Raw genomic sequence first — 20,361 nt, 5'->3', positions numbered from 1 at the left:
TCCGTATGCGTGCGCCCCGAAGTGGAGCAGTATGGGATTCGAACCGATCGCCGTCGTCGGACGCGGCTGTGTGCTGCCCGACGCGTTGGACCCCGACACCTTCTGGGACAACGTCGCGGCACGCCGCTGCAGCCTGTCGGCGGTCCCGGAGGAACGGTGGCGGCTGCCCCACCGCTGGGCCATGGGCACGGTCGACGACCACCAGGACCGCACCTGGACCGACGTCGGCGGCTATGTCCGGGGGTTCGAGGAGGTCTTCGACCCGAGCGGTTTCCTCATCGGGCCGGAACGGATCCTGACCCTCGACCCGCTCTTCCACTGGGTGCTGTACGGCGCCCGGCAGGCACTGGGGGAGTCGGGTTACGGGGGTCCCGGCGAGCGCGCCGGTCTGGTGCTGGGCAACCTCGCCTACCCCACGAGCGCCGGGTCGGCCTTCGCCGAACACGTCTGGCTGTCCGCCCAGGGGCCGCAGGTGCGGGACGCCCTGCTGACCGGCGGGCGCCGTACGCGCCCCGACGCACGCAACCGCTTCTCCTCCGGACTGCCCGCCCACTTCGCGGCCCGGGCACTCGGCCTGGGAGCGGGCGCCTTCGCGCTCGACGCCGCCTGTGCCTCCTCGCTGTACGCGATCAAACTCGCGTGCGACCGCCTGCACGACAACACGGCCGACCTGATGCTCGCCGGCGCGGTCAACCGCGTCGACAACCTGTTCCTGCACGTGGGGTTCTGCGGCCTGTCGGCGGTGAGCAGGTCCGGTCGCAGCCGCCCCTTCCACCGGGAAGCGGACGGATTGCTGCACGGCGAGGGCGCCGGGTTCGTGGCCCTGATGCGGCTGGCGGACGCACTGGCGGGCGGCGCACCGGTCCTCGGGGTGATCCGGGGCATCGGACTGTCCAACGACGGCCGTGGCCGCGGCCTGCTCAGCCCCGCCCAGGAGGGGCAGGAGCGGGCGATGGGGCTGGCGTACGCGGCGGCCGGCGTCGCACCGGAGACGGTCTCGCTCGTCGAGTGCCACGCCACGGGCACCCCGGTCGGGGACGCCGTGGAGGTCCGCAGCATGGCACGGACCTTCGCGCAGGCCCGCGACGTCCCCATCGGCTCCGTGAAGTCCAACGTCGGTCATCTGCTGGCCTCGGCCGGGGTGAGCGGCCTGCTCAAGGTGCTCGGGGCGATGCGCGCGGGCATCCGCCCGGCGACCCTCGGCGCCGACCGTCCCCTCGACGGCCTCGACGGCACACCGCTGCGCGTGCTGAGCGAGCCCGAGCCGTGGCAGGGGCCGCGCAGGGCCGCCGTCAGCGCGTTCGGTTTCGGAGGCACCAACGCCCACCTGATCGTCGACGCCTGGGACGGCGACCCGGCAGCACACGCGGAGGGCACGCCCCTCCCGTTCCGTGCGGCGCCGGACGCCACCGACTCCGACGGCCCGGCGGCGGAATCCGCGATCGCCATCGTGGCCGTCGGCGCGCGGACCGGCGACGGGGCCGGCACCGAGGACTTCCGTCGCGCCGTCCTCGACGGAGAGCGACGCGGACCCACCACGAAGGTCGGCGTGTCACTGCCCGACCTGTGCTTTCCCCCGTCGGCGCTGCGCAGTACCTCGCCCCATCAACTCCTGGTGCTGGAAGCGGCGCGCGAGGCCGTGCGAGGGATCTCCCTGCCCCGCGAGCGGACCCTGGTGCTCATCGGGGCGGGGGTCGACCCCGAGGTGGCGCGCGGCGGCGCACGCTGGAGACTGCCGCACTGGGCGGAGCAGGCCGGGTGCGACACCGACCCCGACCTCCTCGCGCGTGCCCGCGACGCCTTCGTCTCCTCCATGGGGGCGGAGCGAGTGATCGGCACCCTCCCCAACCTCGTGGCCAACCGGATCAACACCCAGCTCGACCTGGCGGGACCCGGCTTCGCGGTGTCCGCGGAGGAGGCGTCCGGACTGGTGGCGCTCACCCTCGCCGCCCGGGCCATCAGGGCGGGCGAGGCCGATGCCGCGCTGGTCGGCGCCACCGATGTGTCCAGTGGAGCCGTGCACCGTGCCGCCCTGAGCGAACTCGGCCGTGAGACCGGCACCGGCGATGCGGCCGTCGTCCTGGTGCTGAAACCGCTCGCCGCCGCCCGCCGGGACGGCGACACCGTGCTCGCCCTCCTCGACGAGGACGGCGAGGGCGAGGCCGATCTGCTCGTCGGGGACGACGCGGCGGCCACCGTCGACCCGGCCGCGGTCTTCGGACGGGTCCACGCCGCCCAAGGGCTGCTGGCCGCCGCCGTCGCGGCGACCGCCCTCCCGCACCGAGCGGTGCCCCGCCCGGGGGCGCCCGCGGAGCCGCGGCCGGGCCTGCGTACCGCGGTTGCCGTCGTCACCCCGCTGGAGGCCCCCTCCGCGCGTGTCCGGCTGCGCGCCGGAGACCCGCTGCCCCGGATCCCGGGAGCCCTGCCGCGGCTGCACGTCTTCTCCGGCGGCGACCGGCGGGAGGTGCTGGCCGCGCTGGAGCGGGGAGCGGAGTCCTCGGACGGCCCGGCTCGCCTGGCACTCGTCGTGGACGACGATGACGGACTTCCCACGGCCGTGGAGGGCGCGCGCCGTTGGCTCGCTCGCGGTGGGATCAAGCCCGCTGGTCTCCTCTACCGGGACGCCCCGGTGACCGGGGAGACCGGGTTCGTGTACACCAACGGCTCGGCCGCCTACCCGGGCATGGGGCGCGAGCTGATGCTCGCCCTCCCGTCACTCGGTGAGACCGCTTCGGCCGGGCGCGGCGCCGCCACCGGTCCCGTGGAGCCGGGCCCCGAGCCGACCACGCTCGAACGGATCCGGAGCGCCGCCCGGCTCGCCGCGCTCCACACCGAGCTGTGCCGGGGGCTGCTGGGCCTGCGGCCGGACGCCGCCCTCGGCTACTCCTCCGGTGAGACGGCCGCTCTGGTGGCCCTGGGAGCCTGGCCGGACGCCGAGGGGCTGTACGTGGACGCCCGGGACAGCGGCCTGTTCACCCGGGAGCTGACGGGAGAACTCCGCGCGGTGCGACGGGCGTGGGAACGCGCCGGGGTGACCGGGACCCGGTGGTCCAGCTACCTGGTGACCGCCCCCCTCGAACGGGTCGAGGAGGAGATCGCGCACGAACCGGCCGTTCACCTGATGGCGGTCAACGCGCCCGGGGTGTGTGTCGTCGGCGGGGAGTCCCGGGCGGTCACGGCCGCCGTGGAGCGGCTCGGTGCCGGCGACGCCCTCGCGATCGACTACGACCTGGCCGCCCACGCCCCGGAGCTGGCCGAGGTCCGCGAGGAGTGGCGCCGCCTCCACCTGCGGCCCACCACGAAGGTGCCCGGGGTGCGCTTCTACAGCGGGGCCGAGCGGCGGGCGTACCTTCCGACCGCCGAGCGGGCCGCCGAGGCGATCACCGCCCAGGGCCTCGGCACGATCGACTTCGCCGGCACGGTGGAGAGGGCCTGGGCCGACGGGGTCCGCGTCTTCGTGGAGCAGGGGCCGCGCGGGCTGTGCACCGGGTGGATCAAACGGGTGCTCGGGGAACGGGAGCACGTGGCAGTGACCCTGGACGCTCCGGACGGCAGAGGGCTCCGGCAGCTGTGCCTGGCCGTCGCCGAACTCGTGGTCGCCGGTGTGCCGGTGCGGGCCGACGCCCTCTTCGCCGAACTGCGGCGGGTCCCGGAGGCCGGGACCGCGCGCACCGGTCCGACGCTGGAGGTCCCGGTTCTGCCGGAACCCCGGCTGCCCTCCTCGCTCGGCCGCCCCGCCGTGACCTTGCCCGCGGCACCCCGCCTCGCTCCCGTCCACGACCCCGGCCCGCCCGCCCCGCCGCCCGACTCGCCGGCCGTCGTCGCACCCCGCGTGAGCGACGGTCGGTCCCCGGCGTCCGCGGACCGCAGGGCCCTCGCCGCCCGGCACGCCCTGCGGGTGACGGCGCTCCACCGGGACGTGATGGCCGGCCAGGCGCACCTGCACGCACGGTTCCTGCGGCTCACCGAACAGTCCCTCGCCGCCCTGGGCCGTGCGGCACCGCCGACGGCCGCCGACCCCCGGCAGCGGCCGGGCGTACCGCGTACCCGGACCAGCGGGCCGCCGCCGGTCGCCCCCGCCGAACCGTGCCGGTCACTGCCCGTGGTCCGGCCCGGACCCACGTTCGACAGGGCCCAGTTGGAACACCTCGCGTCCGGACGCGTCTCCGACCTCTTCGGACCCGTGTTCGCCCCGCAGGACGCCTACGCGGTGCAGACGCGGATGCCGGAACCGCCGATGCTGCTGGCCGACCGGGTCACCGGTATCGACGCCGAACCGGCGGTGCTCCTCGCACCCGGACCGGCGAACCGGCAGGGCACGATCTGGACGGAGACCGACGTCACCCTCGACAGCTGGTACCTCGACGCCACCGGGCGGATGCCCTGCGGCCTGATGGTCGAGGCCGGCCAGGCGGACCTCCTGCTGATCAGCTGGCTCGGCATCGACCTGCTGAACCGGGGCGAGCGAGCCTACCGGCTGCTCGGCTGCGAACTGACGTACCACGGAAGCCCTCCCCGCGCGGGAGAGACCCTGAGCTACGAGATCCACATCGACGGACACGCCGAGCACGACGGTGTCCGGCTCTTCTTCTTCCACTACGACTGCCATGTCGACGGAGAGCTGCGCCTCAGCGTCCGCAAGGCCCAAGCGGGGTTCTTCACCCGGGACGAACTCGCCCGGAGCGCCGGAGTGCAGGGCGACCCGGCCGCCGACCCACCCGGCCCCGACCTCCCCACCGACCCACCCGCGGTCCGGTGCACGTACGGCTCCTTCGACGCGGATCGGGTGCGGGCCTTCTCCGAGGGGCGTCCAGCGGACTGCTTCGGGCCCGGGTGGGAGCGGGCCGCGGCCCACGTACGGTCACCGCGCATCGACAGCGGCCGGCTGCGCCTGCTGCGCGAGGTCACCGCGTTCGACCCGGCGGGCGGGCCCTGGGGCCGCGGCTACCTCCGCGCCGAGACGCCCGTCGCGCCCGACGACTGGTTCTTCGACGGGCACTTCAAGAACGACCCCTGTATGCCGGGGACCCTGATGCTCCAGGGCGGGATGCAGGCGATGGCCTTCTACCTGGCCGCCATGGGCTTCACCGTCGACCGGGACGGATGGCGCTTCGAGCCGGTCGACGGCGCCCCCAGCACGGCCGAGTGCCGGGGCCAGGCCACTCCGAGCAGCCGACGGATCGTGTACGAGGTCTTCGTGCGCGGAGTGTCGGCCGGCCCCGTGCCCACCCTGTACGCCGACGTGCTGGGCACCGTCGACGGGTGCCGGGCCTTCCACGGCCGGCACGTGGGGCTCCGGCTGGTGCCGGACTGGCCCTTGACGCACTGGCGCCAACTCGGCCCGGCCGCCCGGCAGACCAGCGGTACCCCGGTTCCTCTCGCCTCGCTCGGCGGCCTGGTGGGGCACCGGGAGCCCTCGGCGACCGCGGTGGTGGACGGTTTCGCCTTCGACTACGCCTCGCTGCTCGCCTGCGCCTGGGGCAGGCCCAGTGAGGCGTTCGGCCCGGCCTACGCACGCTTCGACGGGACGCGCCGCAGCGCGCGTCTTCCGGGGCCTCCGTACCACTTCATGAGCCGGATCGTGGAGGTGGAGGGGCCGCCGAACGGGATGGCGGAGGGCAGCCGCGTCGTCGCCGAGTACGACGTCCCCGACCGTGCCTGGTACTTCGAGCAGAACGACGGCCGGACCATGCCGTTCGCCGTCCTCATGGAGATCGCCCTCCAGCCGTGCGGTTGGCTCGCCACCTATGTGGGCAGCGCCCTGACCAGCGACATCGACCTGCTGTTCCGCAACCTGGACGGCTCGGGGACCGTCATCGCGGCCGTCACCGACGCCACCGCGACCGTGCGTACCCACGCCGAGCTGACCCGGGTCTCGCGCGGCGGCGACATGATCGTCGAGTCGTTCACGGTCCGCTGCTTCGCCGGCACCCGACTCGTCTTCGACCTGTCCACGGTCTTCGGGTTCTTCCCGCACTCGGCCTTCGAACAGCAGACGGGCATCCCGGTCTCCACCGACGACCGCGCCGCGCTCACCGCGCCGTGCGACCGCACGGTGGACCTCACGACGCGTCCGGCAGCCCTCTTCGACGGCCCGGCGCGTCTGCCGGGGCCGATGCTGCTGATGATCGACAGGGTCACCGGCTACTGGCCGGACGCGGGCCGCGCCGGTCTCGGCCGGCTGCGGTCGGAGAAGGACGTGGACGCCGGGGAGTGGTTCTTCAAGGCGCACTTCTTCCAGGACCCGGTGCAGCCGGGATCACTCGGCATCGAAGCCATGGGCCAGCTCCTGCGCTACTACATGATCGAACGGGGACTCACCGGCGGAATGCCGTCTCCCCGGTTCGAGCCGGTGATGCCGGGCCGGGAAGTGGCCTGGAAGTACCGGGGGCAGATCACCCCGGAAACCCGGCTGATCACCGTGGACATGGAGATCCTGGCGGTCGGCGAGGACGCCACCGGTCGCTGGGCCGTCGCCGAGGCGACCCTGTGGGGCGACGACACCTGCGTGTACCGGGCCCGAGGGATCGGGGTGCGCGTCCTTTGAGCGCGCCGCGCGGGGCGGGCCCCTGAGCCCCTGGGAGATATGCCGGTTGCCTCGGTGTTGCGACCCGTTTCGTCCGCGCGGGACGGGCGGAAAGACTCGCAAATTCCTTAGCCTCGCCCGTGCTTGCATGGCTGCGACGAGGACGGCTCGTGCAGGGGGTGTCGACCGGTCCGCCCCACGGGCGCGGATTTCCGCCCGACCGCGTCCTCACCGTGGCGGTGGAAAGAGGGAACATGACCAAGCGCGCACTCATCACCGGAATCACCGGACAGGACGGGTCGTACCTGGCGGAGCACCTCCTCGGCCTGGGCTACCAGGTGTGGGGGCTCTGCCGGGGTCAGGCCAACCCACGCAAGGACCGGATCGCCAAGCTGATCCCCGAGCTGTCCTTCGTGGACGGCGACCTCATGGACCAGGGCAGCCTGGTGTCGGCCGTGGACCTGGTCCAGCCCGACGAGGTCTACAACCTGGGAGCCATCTCGTTCGTCCCCATGTCCTGGCAGCAGCCCGAGCTGGTCACCGAGGTGAACGGCCTCGGCGTGCTGCGGATGCTGGAGGCCGTGCGGATGGTGTCGGGCCTGAGCAAGTCCTCCGGGGGCGCGAGCCGCGGCCAGATCCGCTTCTACCAGGCGTCGTCCTCCGAGATGTTCGGCAAGGTGGCGGAGAGCCCGCAGCGGGAGACCACCTTCCTGCACCCGCGCAGCCCGTACGGGGTCGCCAAGACGTTCGGCCACTACATCACGCGCAACTACCGGGAGTCGTACGGGATGTACGGCGTCTCGGGCATCCTGTTCAACCACGAGTCGCCGCGACGCGGGGCCGAGTTCGTGACCCGCAAGATCTCCCTGGCGGTCGCGCAGATCAAGCTGGGACTGCTGGACAAGCTCAGCCTCGGCAACCTCGACGCCGAGCGCGACTGGGGCTTCGCCGGTGACTACGTCCGCGCCATGCACCTGATGCTCCAGCAGGAGGAGCCCGGGGACTACGTGGTGGGCACCGGCACCATGCACAAGGTCAGCGACGCGGCACGCATCGCCTTCGAGCACGTCGGCCTCGACTGGCGGGACCATGTGGTCGTCGACCCCGGACTGGTCCGCCCCGCCGAGGTGGAGACTCTCTGCGCGGACTCCGGCAACGCCCGCCGGGAGCTGGGCTGGAAGCCCGAGGTCGACTTCGAGGAACTGATGCGCATGATGGTCGAGTCCGACCTGCGCCAGGCCTCCCGGGAGCGGGACTACAGCCGTCTGCTCGCCACCGGAGCCTCCGGTCCCTCCGGACTCCTGGGCAACTGGTAGACCCGGTGACGGGTCCCTGCCGTTCCGTCGGCGGTCCCTGCCGTCCCCGCGGCCGAGCATCGACGACCGCCCTCACACACTAGGGATTTCCAGAGCGGGCGCCGTCGCAGACTGTGCCCATGGTCAGCGGAACAGTGTGCTCGGCACGCGCACGGGGCGTGTGCCGCGGAGGAACGGTCCGGGCCCTGCCCGTCCCGCCGCGCGCCGGGGGACCGTCACCGGGGTGCCCCGCGCGACGTGACATCCCACCCGCCCTCGCGGGCGCGTGAGCCACCGAGCCGGGCGGACCGCCGCGGCGGTCGTGTCCCCGGTCGCCCTCCCTCCCTCGGGCACGCCCGACCCCCCGGCGCCGTACGGCCGCCCGGGACGTCCGCCGTCCACGTCGGACCGCCAGCCGTCCGCCGGTCTTCTTCCAGATGGGTTGCGTTGAAATGGACAAGGAACAGAAGCTCCGGGACTACCTCCGCCGGGCCAGCGCCGACCTGAAGCGCTCGCGGGAGCGGGTGGGCGAGCTGGAGGCGGCGGCCACCGAGCCCATCGCGATCGTCGGGATGAGCTGTCGCTACCCGGGTGGCGTCAGCAGCCCCGAGGACCTGTGGCGGATGCTGGAGGCCGGTGAGGACGGCATCACCGGCATGCCCGCCGACCGCGGCTGGGAGACCGCCCTCGGCGACGGACCGGCGGACTTCGCGGGCGGCTTCCTGCACGACGCGCCCGCCTTCGACCCGGACTTCTTCGGCATCTCGCCCCGCGAGGCGCTGTCCATGGACCCGCAGCAGCGGCTCCTGCTCGAAACCGGCTGGGAGGCGTTCGAACGCGCCGGCATCGACCCCGCCGGGGTGCGCGGCAGCCGTACCGGCATGTTCGTCGGCGCCATGCCGCAGGACTACCGCGTCGGCCCCGACGACGACGTGCAGGGCTTCCAGCTCACCGGAAACGCCACCAGCATCCTGTCCGGCCGCCTCTCCTACTTCTTCGGTGCCGTCGGTCCCGCCGTGACCGTCGACACCGCCTGCTCCTCCTCACTGGTGGCGGTGCACCTGGCGGCTCAGTCGCTGCGCGCGGGGGAGTGCACCCTCGCCCTGGCCGCCGGCGTCACCGTGATGGCGAGCCCCACCACCTTCGTCGAGTTCGCCCGGCAGGGCGGCCTGGCCGGCGACGGCCGCTGCAAGTCCTTCGCCGACGCCGCCGACGGCACCGGCTGGTCCGAGGGCGTCGGCGTGCTCGTCCTCGAACGGCTCTCCGAGGCCCGCCGCAACGGCCACCACGTCCTCGCCGTGGTCCGCGGCTCCGCCGTCAACCAGGACGGCGCCTCCAACGGCCTCACCGCCCCCAACGGCCCCTCCCAGCGGCGCGTCATCGAATCCGCCCTGGTCAACGCCCGGCTGACCGCCGCCGACGTCGACGTGGTCGAGGCCCACGGCACCGGCACCGTCCTCGGTGACCCCGTCGAGGCCCAGGCCCTCCTCGCCACCTACGGCCAGGGACGCGATCCCGAACGCCCGCTGCTGCTGGGGTCGGTGAAGTCCAACATCAGCCACACCCAGGCCGCCGCCGGCATCGCCGGCATCATCAAGACGGTCATGGCGATGCGCCACGACCTACTGCCCCGCACCCTGCACGTGGACCGGCCCTCCAGCCACGTCGACTGGACCGAGGGCGCCGTCCGGCTGCTCACCGAACCGGTCCCCTGGCCGCGCCGCGACGGCACACCCCGCCGGGCGGGCATCTCCTCCTTCGGCCTGTCCGGCACCAACGCGCACACCATCATCGAGGAGGCCCCGGCCGAGCGGTCCGCCGGCGCCGACGACGAGGGCGAGTCCGCTCCCGTCGTCGAGGCCGGCCCACTGCCCTGGCTGCTGTCCGGCCGCACCCCCGAGGCACTGCGCGCCCAGGCCACCCGGCTCCTCGACCACCTGGCCGCCCGGCCGGGACTGCGCGCCCTGGACGTGTCCCACGCCCTGGCCACCACCCGCTCCGCCTTCGAGCACCGGGCGGCGTTCACCGCCTCCGACCGGGACACCGCCGTCGCCGCTCTCACCGCGCTGGCCGCGGGGGAGGACGCCCCCGGCCTGCGCACCCACCAGCCGCGCGGCCGTACCAAACTCGCCGTGCTCTTCTCCGGCCAGGGCTCCCAGCGACCGGGCATGGGACGTGACCTGTACGCCCGCTTCCCGGCCTTCGCCCGCGCCCTCGACGAGGTGCTGGGCCACCTCGACGCCGGCCTCGACCGCCCGCTGCGCCCCCTGATGTTCGCCGAGGAGGGCAGCGCCGAGGCGGCCCTGCTCGATCGCACCGCGTACGCGCAGCCCGCCCTGTTCGCCCTCGAAGTGGCCCTCTACCGGCTCGTCGAGTCCTTCGGCGTCACCCCGGACCACCTCGCCGGCCACTCCGTCGGGGAGATCACCGCCGCCCACGTGGCCGGGGTATTCTCCCTGGAGGACGCCTGCACCCTGGTCCTCGCGCGCGGCCGGCTCATGCAGGCGCTGCCCGAGGGCGGCGCCATGGCCTCCCTGGAGGCCACCGAGGACGAGGTCGCGCCGCTCCTGGCCGCGCACCCCGGACAGGTCTCCGTCGCCGCCGTCAACGGTCCCCGGGCCGTGGTCGTCGCCGGTGAGCGCGGTGCGGTCGAGGACGTCAGCTCGCGCGTCGCCGCCCTGGGACGCCGCACCCGCCGGCTGCGGGTCTCGCACGCCTTCCACTCGCCGCTCATGGAGCCCATGCTGGAGGAGTTCCGGACGGTCGTCGCCGGACTCTCCCCGCAGGCCCCCACCATCCCGGTCGTCACCCACCTGACCGGCGCGCCCGCCACCCTGGAGCAGCTGACCTCCGCCGACCACTGGACCGACCACGTCCGAGAGGCGGTGCGCTTTGCCGACGGTGTCTCCTGGCTCGCCGGCCACGGCACCGGCCTGTTCCTCGAACTCGGCCCCGACGCCACGCTCGCCGCCCTCACCCGCACCGTCCTGGACGATCAGGGACACGACCGGGCCGCCGTGCTGCCGGCGCTGCGCAAGGACCGCCCCGAGGCCGCCGCGCTCACCGAGGCCGTCACCGGTCTGTACCTGCGGGGCACCCCCGTGCGCTGGAAGGGCTGGTTCGAGGGGACCGGCGCCGCCCGCGCCGACCTGCCCACCTACGCCTTCCAGCACCGCCGCTTCTGGCCCAAGGGAGTCGCCGGACTCCCCGGCGACCTGCGGTCCGCGGGACTCGGCGCCGCCCACCACCCGCTGCTCGCCGCCGCCGTCACCCTCGCCAACTCCGACGGCCTGCTCCTCACCGGCCGTCTGTCGGCGCGCACCCACCCGTGGCTCGCCGACCACGCCGTGCGCGGCACCGTGCTGCTGGCCGGCACCGCGTTCCTGGAACTGGCCGTGCGCGCCGGCGACGAGGTCGGCTGCGAGCGGGTCGAGGACCTCACCCTGGCCGCGCCGCTCGCCCTGCCCGAGGACGGCGGGGTCCAGCTCCAGGTGTGGATCGGCAGCCCCGACGAGACCGGCCGCCGCCCCCTGAGCCTGTACTCCCGCCCCGACGGCGAGGAGGACCGGCCCTGGACACGGCACGCTGAGGGCACCCTCGCCCCCGGCGCCCACGCCGCGCCGGAGACGGAGGAGTTCGACGCCGCCGTCTGGCCGCCCGCCGGTGCCGAGCCCGTCGCGCTCGACGGCTTCTACGACGGTCTGGCCGACGCCGGGTTCTCCTACGGCCCCGCGTTCCGCGGCCTGCGCGCCGTCTGGCGGCGCGGCGAGGAGACCTTCGCCGAGGTCGCCCTCGACGCGGGACCGGCCGGCGACGCCCCCTCCTTCGGCCTCCACCCCGCGCTGCTCGACGCCGCCCTGCACGCCACCGCGCTCGCGCCGCTGGGCGAGGACGCCCGCGGCGGGCTGCCCTTCGCCTGGCAGGACGTGACCCTGCACGCGAGCGGCGCCGCCGAGGCCCGGGTCCGCATCACTCCGGCCGGTGACGACGCCGTCGCCGTGGCCCTGGCCGACACCACCGGCGCGCCCGTCGCCTCGGTCGGCTCCCTGGTGCTGCGCTCCGCCCCCGACGCCCGGGGAGCCGCCGCCTCCGCCCTGGAACGCGACGCCCTGTTCGCCCTGGACTGGGTACGCCTGCCCGGCCCCACGGGGGAACCCCTCACCGATACCGTCGGCCTGCTCGGCGCCGACCCGTACCACCTGGGCGACGCGCTGGCGGCCGCCGGGACGCCGGTCGACGCCCTCACCGGGGACACCCCCACCTTCGGCGCCGGCACGCCCGAGCTGGTGCTCGCCTGCGTCACGGGCGCCGGCGACGACGTCCCGGCCGCGGTGCACACGCTCACCGCCCATGTCCTCACCCGCCTCCAGGAATGGCTCGCCGCGGACACCCCGCGCGGCTCCCGCCTGGTGTTCGTCACCCGGGGCGCGGTCCCCGCGGGCGGCGACGGCGTCACCGACCCCGCCGCCGCGGCCGTCTGGGGCCTGGTGCGCGCCGCCCAGACCGAACACCCCGGCCGCTTCGGCCTGCTCGACCTCGATCCCGCCGCCGCCGTGGGCGACGCGCCCGCCGCCCTCGCCGCCGCCCTGTCCGCCGACGAACCGCAGACCGCCCTCCGCGACGGCACGGTGCTCGGCGCCCGCCTCACCCGCGTCCGCCCCGGCGACCGTGACACCGCCGCACCCTGGGACCCCGAGGGCACCGTCGTCGTCACCGGCGGCACCGGCGGCCTGGGCGCCGTACTCGCCCGCCACCTGGTCGCCGAACACGGCGTACGGCACCTGCTGCTCGCCGGACGCCGCGGTCCCGACGCCCCCGGCGCCGCCGAACTCCGCGCCGAACTGCGGGAGTCCGGGGCCGAGGTGACCCTCGTGGCCTGCGACGTGAGCGACCCGGAAGCGGTACGGCGGCTGTTCGCCTCCGTGCCCGCCGACCACCCCGTCACCGGCGTCGTGCACACCGCGGGCACCCTCGACGACGGCCTCGTGGAATCCCTCACCGAGGAGCGCCTGACCGCCGTCCTGCGCCCCAAGGCGGACGCCGTGTGGCATCTGCACCAGGCCACGCGCGACCTGGACCTCGCCGCGTTCGTGGTGTTCTCCTCCCTCGCCGGCACCACCGGCACCCCCGCCCAGGCCAACTACGCGGCGGGCAACGCCTTCCTGGACGCCGTGGCCCGCCTGCGCCGGGACGCGGGCCTGCCCGGACTCTCCCTGGCCTGGGGCCCCTGGGCGCCCACCGGCGGCATGACGGGGGAGCTGTCCGAGCAGGACCTGGAGCGCATGTCCCGCTCCGGCACGCCCCCGCTCACCACCGAGCAGGGCCTCGCCCTCTTCGACGCCGCCCTCACCGTGCCCCGCGCCGCCGTCGTCCCCGCCCGTCTGGACCTCGCCGTCCTGCGCGGTCACGGCGAGGTGCCGCCCCTGCTGCGCGGCCTGATCCGCACCCGGACCCGCCGCACCGTGCGCACCGGCTCCGAGGCGGCCCTCAGCCTGGCCCAGCGCCTGTCCCGGCTCGACGAAGAGTCCCGCGCCGAGGCCGTCGTCGACCTGGTCCGCACCCAGACGGCCACCGTCCTCGGGCACGCCTCCGCACACGACATCGACCCCGAACGGCCCTTCCAGGAACTGGGCTTCGACTCGCTGACCGCCGTCGAACTGCGCAACCGGCTGGCCGCGGCCACGGGCCTGCGCACCTCCGCGACCGTCACCTTCGACTACCCGACCGTCGCCGCCCTCGCCGGCCACCTGCTGCGGGAACTCACCGACACCGCACCCGAGACCGCCGCGCCCGACACCGGCACGCCCACCCGCGCCACCGCCGACGACCCGATCGTCGTCGTCGGCATGAGCTGCCGCTACCCCGGCGGCGTCACCTCCCCCGACGACCTGTGGCGCCTGGTCGCCGAGGGCACCGACGCCATCGGCGGACTGCCCGTCAACCGCGGCTGGGACCTCGACCACCTCTACCACCCCGACCCGGACCACCCCGGCACCTCCTACGCCCGTCACGGCGGCTTCCTGCACGACGCGGGCGAGTTCGACGCCGGCTTCTTCGGCATGAGCCCGCGCGAGGCGCTCGCCACCGACTCCCAGCAGCGTCTGCTGCTGGAGGCCTCCTGGACGGCCGTCGAGCACGCCGGGATCGACCCCGTCTCCCTGCGCGGCAGCCGGACCGGCGTCTTCGCCGGCGTCATGTACAGCGACTACTCGGCGACACTCGCCGACGAGCGCTTCGAGGGCCACCAGGGCAGCGGCACCGCCCCGAGCATCGCCTCCGGCCGCGTCTCCTACGCCCTGGGCCTGGAGGGCCCGGCGGTCACCGTCGACACCGCCTGCTCCTCCTCCCTGGTCGCGATGCACTTCGCGATGCAGGCGCTGCGCGCGGGGGAGTGCTCGCTGGCCCTGGCCGGCGGCGTCACCGTGATGTCCACCCCGAGCTCCCTGATCGAGTTCTCCCGCCAGCGCGGCCTGTCGCCCGACGGCCGCTGCAAGGCCTTCTCCGACGAGGCCGACGGCGTGGGCTGGTCCGAGGGCGTCGGCGTGCTGGTCCTGGAGCGGCTGTCCGACGCCCGCCGCAACGGCCACCGCGTCCTCGCCGTCGTCCGGGGCTCGGCCGTGAACCAGGACGGCGCCTCCAACGGCCTGACCGCCCCCAACGGGCCGTCCCAGCAGCGGGTCATCCGCCAGGCCCTGGCCACCGCCGGCCTGACCCCCGCCGACGTGGACGCGGTCGAGGGCCACGGCACCGGCACCCCGCTCGGCGACCCCATCGAGGCGCAGGCCCTGCTCGCCACCTACGGCCAGGACCGCGACCCCGAACAGCCCCTGCTGCTCGGCTCCGTGAAGTCCAACCTCGGCCACACCCAGGCCGCCGCCGGTGTCGCCGGCGTCATCAAGATGATCCAGGCGATGCGCCACGGCGAGCTGCCGCGCACCCTGCACGCCGGCGCACCCTCCCGGCACGTCGACTGGGAATCGGGCGCGGTCGCCCTCGTCCACGAGCACACCCCCTGGCCCGAGACCGGCCGCCCGCGCCGTGCCGCCGTCTCCTCCTTCGGCATCAGCGGCACCAACGCCCACGTCGTCCTCGAACAGGGCGAGCCCGCGAAGGCCCCGGAGACCACCGACACCGGCGGCACCGTCGCCGCGGCCGTCCTGCCCTGGACCCTGTCCGGCCGCACCCGCCCCGCGCTGCGCGCCCAGGCCGCCCGCCTCCTCGCCCACCTCGACGCCCGCCCCGCCGACGCCCCCGCCGACGTCACCCTCTCGCTGGCCACCACCCGCCCGGCGTTCGAGCAGCGCGCCGTCGTCGTCGGCACCGCCGAGGACGCCCGCCGCGCCCTGGCCGCGCTGGCCGCCGACCGCACCGACCCGGCACTGGTCCTCGGCGAGACGGGCGGCGCCGGCCGCACCGCCCTGCTCTTCACCGGCCAGGGCAGCCAGCGCCCCGGCACCGGCCGCGAACTGTACGAGCGCCACCCGGTGTTCGCTGAGGCACTCGACGAGGTCGTCGCCCGCCTCGACCCGCTGCTCCTCGACGCCCCCGCCGGCACCCCGCACGGCTCCCTGAAGGACGTCCTGTTCGCCGAGGAGGGCACCCCCGGCGCCGCCGCCCTGTACGAGACCGGCTGGACCCAGCCCGCCCTGTTCGCGCTGGAGACCGCCCTCTACCGGCTCGTCCGCTCCTGGGGCGTGCGCCCCGGCGTGCTCCTCGGTCACTCCATCGGCGGGATCAGCGCCGCCCACGCTGCGGGCGTCCTCTCCCTGGGCGACGCCTGCGCCCTGGTCGCCGCCCGCGCCCGCCTCATGCAGGCCCTGCCCGAGGGCGGCGCCATGTGGTCCCTCCAGGCGTCCGAGGAGGAGGTGCTGCCGCTCCTGGCGGGCCTGGAGGACCGCGTCTCCCTGGCCGCCGTCAACGGGCCCTCGGCCGTCGTCGTCTCCGGCGACGAGGAGCCCGCCGGACGCATCGCCGCCCACTTCGCCGAACGGGGCCGCACCACCCGCCGCCTGCGGGTCAGCCACGCCTTCCACTCGCCCCGCACGGACGCCGTCCTGGACGCCTTCCGCGAGGTCGCCGAGGGCCTGACGTACCACCGGCCCACCGTGCCCGTCGTCTGCGACCTCACCGGCCGCCCGGCCGAGGGCGACGACCTGCGCACCGCCGCCTACTGGGTGCGGCACGCGCGGTCCACCGTCCGGTTCGCCGACGCGGTGCGCGCCGCCCATGAGGCGGGCGCCGCCACCTTCCTCCAGATCGGCCCCGGCGGCTCCCTGTGCGCCGCCGCCCAGGACACCCTCGGCGACGACTCCGACGCCGACGCCGTGCCGCTGCTGCGCACCGGCCGCCCGGAGGACGAGTCCGCCCTCACCGCCCTCGCCCGCCTGCACGTGCGCGGCGTCCGCGTCGACTGGGCCGCCGTCCACCGGGGCACCGGCGCCACCACCGTCGAACTGCCCACGTACGCCTTCCAGCACGAGACGTACTGGCCGGACACCACCGCGCCCACCGCCCGCCGCGGCGCCGCCGGAGCCACCGACCCGGCCGACGCCGCACTGTGGACCGCCGTCGAGTCCGGCGACGCCGCCGGGCTGGCCGGGCTGCTCGGCCTGCGCGACGAGGAGCACGCCTCCCTCTACGCGCTGCTGCCGTCCCTGTCGTCCTGGCGGCGCGCCCGCCAGGAACGTGCCGTCCTGGACGCCGCCCGCTACCGGGTCGCCTGGCACCCCGCCGGCACCGGGGGCGCCCCCGTCCTCGACGGCACCTGGCTCGCCGTCACCACGGCCCCCTCCCACCCCGACGGGGACCTCGCTCCCGGTTCACCCGCCGACGAGGCCGCGGAGGTCCTCGACGCCCTGCGCGGCCACGGAGCCGTCGTCCGACGCCTCGTCCTGGACGAGACCCACCTCGACCGCGACCACCTCGCCGAGACCCTGCGCGCCGCCGTCGAGACCGCGGCCGCCGACGGCGGTACGGGCGTCAGCGGCGTCCTCTCCCTACTGCCGCTCGGCGACCCGGCCCACCCCGAAGACGGGTTGCCCACCGGCTTCGCCCTCGGCGTCGTCCTCGCCCAGGCCCTGGGCGACACCGGCGTCACCGCCCCGCTGTGGACGGTGACCCGCGGCGCCGTCACCACCGGCCCCGGCGACCCCCTGACCCACCCCGCCCGGGCCGCCGCCTGGGGCCTGGGCCGGGCAGCCGCCCTGGAGCGGCCCGAGCAGTGGAGCGGCCTGGTCGACCTGCCGCAGGTCCTCGACGCCCCGGCCGTCCAGCGCCTGGTGAGCGTCCTCGCCACCCACGAGGGCGAGGACCAGCTCGCCGTGCGCGCCGACGGCACCCTCGCCCGCCGCGTCGTACGCCACCCCGGCGACGACCTGCCCCGCGAGGACGAGTTCACGGCCTCCGGCACCGTCCTGATCACCGGCGGCACCGGCGGCCTCGGCGCCGAGACCGCCCGCTGGCTGGCCCGTTCCGGCGCCACCCACCTGATCCTCACCGGCCGCCGCGGCGGCGAAGCCCCCGGCGCCGTCGAACTCCGCGCCGAACTGGAGGAACTCGGCGCCCGGGTCACCCTCGTCGCCTGCGACGCCGCCGACCGCGGCGCGCTGGCCGCGGTGCTCGACGGCGTACCCGACGACGCGCCCCTCACCGGTGTGGTGCACGCGGCCGGCGTCGGCCAGTCCGCGCCGCTGACCGCCACCCCGCTGGACGAGGTCGCCGCGACGATGGCCGCCAAGACCCTCGGCGCCGCCCACCTCGACGCCCTGCTCGGCGACCGCGACCTGGACTTCTTCGTCCTGGTCTCCTCCGTCGCCGGCGTGTGGGGCAGCGCGGGACAGAGCGCCTACGCCGCCGCCAACGCCTACCTCGACGCACTCGCCGAGAACCGCCGCTCCCGCGGCCTCACCGCCACCTCCGTCGCCTGGGGCCCCTGGGCCGAGGTCGGCATGGCCAGCGCCCACCGCTCGGTCTCCGAGGGCATCGAGCGCACCGGACTGCGGCTCCTGCGGCCGGACACCGCCATGACCGAGCTGCGCCGCGCCGTCGTACGCGGCGAGAGCGCCGTCACCGTCGCCGACGTCGACTGGGAGCAGTACCACCCCGTCTTCACCGCCGCCCGCGCCGGCCGCCTGTTCGACGCGATCGACACCGTCGCCGCCCTGCGCGCCCCCGCCGCCCCGGGCGCCTCCGGCACGGCCGCCGAGCTGGCCGGCCGGCTCGGCGGCCTCACCGCCGAGGAGCAGGAGCGGCTGCTGCTCGACCTGGTGCGCTCCGAGGCCGCCGTCGTCCTCGGCCACACCTCCGCCGAGGGCGTGCCCGCCAAACGCGCCTTCCGGGACGCCGGCTTCGACTCGCTGACCGCGGTGGAACTGCGCAAGCGACTCGCCGCGCTCACCGGGCTCACCCTGCCCACCACCCTGGTCTTCGACTACCCCAACCCCGTCGCCCTCGCCCGCCACCTGCGCGGCGAACTCCTGGGCGGCGCCGAGTCCTCCGCCGCGCCCGCCACCGCCGGCGCCACCGACGAGCCCATCGCCATCATCGGCATGAGCTGCCGCTTCCCCGGCGGCGTCCGCTCCGCCGACGCCTTCTGGCGGCTGGTCGCCGACAGCACCGACGCCATCTCCGAGTTCCCCGGCAACCGCGGCTGGGACGCCGACGCCCTGTACGACCCCGACCCCGACCGGCCGGGCACCACGTACTCCACGCGGGGCGGCTTCCTGCACGACGCGGGCGAGTTCGACGCCGGCTTCTTCGGTATCTCGCCGCGCGAGGCCCTGGCGATGGACCCGCAGCAGCGCCTGCTCCTGGAGACCACCTGGGAGGCGTTCGAGCACGCCGGCATCGACCCCGCCTCGGTGCACTCCACTCCCACCGGCACCTTCATCGGCTCCACCTACCAGGACTACGGCGTCGGCATGGACGACGGCTCCGCGGGACACGTCGTCACCGGCTCCAGCCCCAGCGTCCTGTCCGGCCGCCTCGCCTACACCTTCGGCCTTCAGGGCCCGGCGGTCACCGTCGACACCGCCTGCTCCTCCTCCCTGGTCGCACTGCACCTGGCCTGCCAGTCGCTGCGCAACGGCGAGTCCACCCTCGCCCTGGCCGGCGGCGCCACGGTCATGACCAACCCGATGCCGTTCATCGCCTTCAGCCGGCAGCGGGCCCTCGCCCGGGACGGCCGCTGCAAGGCCTTCTCCGAGGGCGCCGACGGCATGACCCTCGCCGAGGGCATCGGCGTGCTCGTCCTGGAACGGCTCTCCGACGCCCGCCGCAACGGCCACGAGATCCTCGCCGTCGTCCGGGGCTCGGCCATCAACCAGGACGGCGCCTCCAACGGCCTGACCGCCCCCAACGGCCCCTCCCAGGTCCGCGTCATCCGCCAGGCCCTGCGCGCCGCCGGCCTGACCACGGCCGACATCGACGCCGTCGAGGCCCACGGCACCGGCACCGCCCTCGGCGACCCCATCGAGGCCCAGGCCCTGCTCGCCACCTACGGCCAGGACCGCGACCCCGAACACCCGCTGCTGCTCGGCTCGGTGAAGTCCAACATCGGCCACACCCAGTCCGCCGCGGGCGTCGCCGGCGTCATCAAGATGGTCCAGGCCATGCGCCACGGCGAACTGCCGCGCACCCTGCACGCCGACGAACCCTCCAGCCACATCGACTGGTCCGGCGGCACCGTCCGCCTCATCACCGAGAACACCGGGTGGAGCCGGACCGACCGCCCCCTGCGCTGCGCCGTCTCCTCCTTCGGCATCAGCGGCACCAACGCGCACGCCGTCCTGGAACAGGCACCCCCGGCCCAGGAGCCCGCGACCGCCCCCGAACCCGCCCTGCCGGCGGGAGGCACCCTGCCCTGGATCCTGTCCGCCGCCGCCCCCGCCGCCCTGCGCGAACAGGCCGCCAACCTCGCCGCGCACGTCACCACCGACGCCGCGCCGCACCCCAGCGACGTCGGCCACACCCTGATCACCGCCCGCTCCGTCCTGGAGCACCGGGCCGTCGCCCTCGGCTCCGACCTCACCGAACTCGCCGACGCCCTCCACGCGTTCGGCGCCGGCGAATCCACCGCCCGGGTCGTCCAGGGCACCGCCGACACCGACGGGCGCACCGTGTTCGTCTTCCCCGGCCAGGGCTCCCAGTGGGCCGGCATGGGTGCCGAACTCCTCGACACCTCACCCGTCTTCGCCGAACGCTTCCACGAGTGCGCCGCCGCCCTGGCCGCGTACACCGACTGGTCCCTCACCGACGTGATCCGCCAGGCGGACGGCGCCCCCTCCCTGGACCGGGTCGACGTCGTCCAGCCCGCCACCTGGGCCGTGATGGTCTCCCTCGCGCGGCTGTGGCAGGCCCACGGCGTCACCCCCGACGCCGTGATCGGCCACTCCCAGGGCGAGATAGCCGCCGCCGTCGTGTCCGGCGCCCTCTCCCTGGAGGACGGCGCCCGCGTCGTCGCCCTGCGCTCGCGGGCCATCGGCCGCGTCCTCGCCGGAGCGGGCGGCATGATGTCCGTCCAGGTGTCCGCCGCCGAGGCCG

3 protein-coding genes (1 of these 3 cut by a window edge) are annotated in these 20,361 nt (G+C 75.3%); all 3 read left to right on the top strand.

Annotated elements, in window-relative coordinates:
- Positions 1-31 precede the first annotated feature (31 nt).
- A complete protein-coding gene (locus ACFZP7_RS01105) occupies positions 32-6,547 on the top strand; it encodes a beta-ketoacyl synthase N-terminal-like domain-containing protein (protein ID WP_385633555.1) in 6,516 nt (2,171 codons plus the stop codon).
- A gap of 233 nt (positions 6,548-6,780) precedes the next feature.
- Positions 6,781-7,842 (top strand): GDP-mannose 4,6-dehydratase, encoded by a 1,062-nt coding sequence (locus tag ACFZP7_RS01100; protein WP_019324560.1) that lies wholly within the window; start codon positions 6,781-6,783, stop codon positions 7,840-7,842.
- Between the two features lie 431 nt (positions 7,843-8,273).
- Positions 8,274-20,361: the beginning of a type I polyketide synthase gene (locus tag ACFZP7_RS01095; protein ID WP_385633554.1), read on the top strand. Its footprint extends 16,763 nt past the window's final position; the window shows 12,088 of its 28,851 coding nt (coding positions 1-12,088); it begins with the start codon at positions 8,274-8,276; the stop codon falls past the right edge of the window.

It is taken from the genome of Streptomyces sp. SudanB5_2050 (genome assembly GCF_964272335.1).
Classification (GTDB): domain Bacteria; phylum Actinomycetota; class Actinomycetes; order Streptomycetales; family Streptomycetaceae; genus Streptomyces; species Streptomyces rochei.
Note: the sequence above shows the minus strand (reverse complement) of the source record. Positions and strands in the feature narration are given on the sequence as shown.